This window comes from Candidatus Bathyarchaeia archaeon, assembly GCA_035935655.1.
Classification (GTDB): domain Archaea; phylum Thermoproteota; class Bathyarchaeia; order 40CM-2-53-6; family 40CM-2-53-6; genus 40CM-2-53-6.
In genome coordinates, this window is record DASYWW010000043.1 from 1 (window position 1) to 2,313 (window position 2,313).

At 51.5% G+C, this 2,313-nt stretch carries 3 protein-coding genes; 1 reads left to right on the plus strand and 2 read right to left on the minus strand.

The features are described 5' to 3' along the window. Positions 1-39: 39 nt before the first annotated feature. Positions 40-891, minus strand: a complete 852-nt coding sequence (locus VGS11_09025) for a glycosyltransferase family 4 protein (GenBank protein ID HEV2120227.1) — start codon at positions 889-891, stop codon at positions 40-42. On the opposite strand from VGS11_09025, the gene VGS11_09030 reads away from it, so the two are divergent. After that, complete coding sequence (locus tag VGS11_09030) at positions 811-981, plus strand: hypothetical protein (GenBank protein HEV2120228.1); 171 nt, start codon at positions 811-813, stop codon at positions 979-981. The two genes, VGS11_09025 and VGS11_09030, sit on opposite strands and share 81 nt — an antisense overlap. Positions 982-1,266: 285 nt before the next feature. Here the strand turns inward: VGS11_09030 and VGS11_09035 are convergent. Further along, positions 1,267-2,313, minus strand: a 1,047-nt coding sequence (locus VGS11_09035) for an asparagine synthase-related protein (GenBank protein ID HEV2120229.1), incomplete at its 5' end; no start/stop codon positions are given.

The window sequence follows — 2,313 nt, forward strand, 5'->3', positions numbered from 1 at the left end:
GCCTGTTGCCTGCGATGGCTTGAGCTCAGTTCTGTTCATTCAGGCTTCCTGGCGCAGGGCCGATGCATGACGGGACTTTTTCGCTTCCAATGCTTGCAGAAGAAGGTTCGTCATTTCACGGCCGCTCTTTTCCCAGGTGAAGTGAAGCATTTTCTCGGCCGCTTTGGCACCCATTTCTTCGCGCAAGCGCGGATTCTCGTACAATTTCCGGATCAATGATGCAAGTTCCTTCGAATCGGTAGGATTACGAAGCAGGAGTCCATCAACTCCATCCTCAATAATTTCTGAAGTACCGTTCGTGACGGAGGTGATCACAGGGAGGCCGCAAGCCATTGCTTCTGCGGGTGGCTGACCAAACGCATCCTCAAGCGAAGGACCGCAGTATGCGTCTGCGGCAGCATAATAAAATTCGACGTCCCTCCGCGATGGCAAAAAGTGAACTTGAGCCACGCACTGATTCTCCTCAACGCACCTAAGGTAGGTCGATTGGACGTCTTGTCCAACTACGAGTAGTTGGAGCGGCAATTCCCGAAGGAGTGCTAGTGCCTCCAATAAGGAATGAAGGCCCTTATTTCGCCAATCATTGCCAATAAGAAGTAGTACAAATTGTCCCGGAGATAGATGATATGCGCGGCGCACCTCATCGCGCAGCCAAATTCGTCTAGCAGGATTGAAGATTCCATGATCAATACCTAGGTAAACCACCGTAAAACGGTCTGTGCGCCCGTAGAATGTCTTTAGAGCCATCGCCGTTTTCTGAGAAATAGGAATCAGGGTCTTCTTCCGTTTAGCGTAGAGGAGGCGCTCAAGATGAGCGATAAACGAATAGTACAACTTGCGGTGGAGCAACAATGGCCAATTGCGAAGGGGATGATTTTCAAAGCGCAGCATCGATGCGTTTCGCCGGCGATAGTCCCCGAAGACTACATGCACGGACATTACATCCGCGTCGAGACAGTTGATACCGGGAGAGAACACTAGATCTGGATTCAATCCCCGAAAAATGGCGTTCCACAAGCGACAAAAGTGATTTGCTGCAAACCACCATGAATAAGCCAAGAGGTGAGGCCCCGGACATTTAGGAATGCGATACCATCTGATTCGCGACAAATCTAGATCGTCGACCCGCTGACTGAATAGGTGGATATCAAAAGTGTTGATCAACTGATTCAGCCATTCCGCGACGCGGCGCTCGGTGCCGTGCTGTTTGTCCACGAATGGTGAAACAACTACGAGGCATGGTTTCTTACCTTGCATGTGTGAATTCTAAAAGGATGCTCTCATCATTTCGCACCAGCGCTCGAGTACAAACAGGCTCCAAATACGGGACCAGCCAACATCTGCTGGCTTTGACTGGTATCGGTGCCATAGTGCAGCAACGGGTGCCGGGTCGAAAACTCCGGCAGTACGAAGTTGCCCAGGCTGAAAGGCATCGTCCAATGCATTCCTAAGAGTGCTTGATAACCATAAAGCAAGCGGAAAGGTAAATGTGCGTTTGGGCCGGGAGGCAAGCAAATTGAGAAGTCCATCGGGAATGTATTTTTTCACAGCAGCCAGCAAGAGTCGCTTCTTCTGAAACCGGAGGGAGGCCGGAAGTTTCCAGACGGCGTCTACGGTCACCGGGTCCAGGAAGACTGGGCGAAGCTCTAGGCAGTTCGCCATGCTCATTGCGTCAGAATCACGGACAAGGCGTGGCTCAAGGTGCGCATGAAAGTCTTGGAAAGCCAGCCTCTTAGTCAGCATTTGCCTCCTTGTGGATTTTGCCCATTTACAAAGATGCGTCGTGGCCGGCGATTGGCCATTTGAGCTTAGTTCTGGGGAAATCAAGAGCCTCTTGACCGAATCCTTGGGGAAAAGGATCTTCACAGCAAGCTCAGCGGCCACAGAGGGATCATCCGCTCCGAAGAGGTAAGAAAGCCTTTGCCACCGGTAGGGCAAGCTATCGTGGCGCAAGAGCCACTTGCCGGCTTGCTGTGGAATGTATTGCGTTAGGGACGCGGCTCGCGTGAATCGTTCAAACCATCTTATGGATTCGTAGCTTCCGAAGAGCTCGTCGCCTCCCGTTCCAGAGAGTGCGACTTTGAAATCTGCCTCAGCAGTGATCCAGGCAACCCAGTAAGTGTTCAGACCGTCCACAGTTGGCTGATCCGTTGCCCAGATAACGTGCCCAATCGACGAAACGATTCGATCAGAAGGAAGGAGCACAAGACGGTGAGAAATATCAAGGAGCTCCGTAGATTGACGACTTGCTTCGGACTCATCGTAATCCTTCTCCTCAAATCCTATGGTGATTGCAGTCAATCTGTTGGTCCC

Excerpts from the sequence above, each read along its gene's own strand:
- VGS11_09030 (HEV2120228.1), top strand. The coding sequence starts at position 811 with ATGAGCGATAAACGAATAGTACAACTTGCGGTGGAGCAACAATGGCCA.
- VGS11_09025 (HEV2120227.1), bottom strand. The coding sequence starts at position 891 with ATGCTGCGCTTTGAAAATCATCCCCTTCGCAATTGGCCATTGTTGCTC.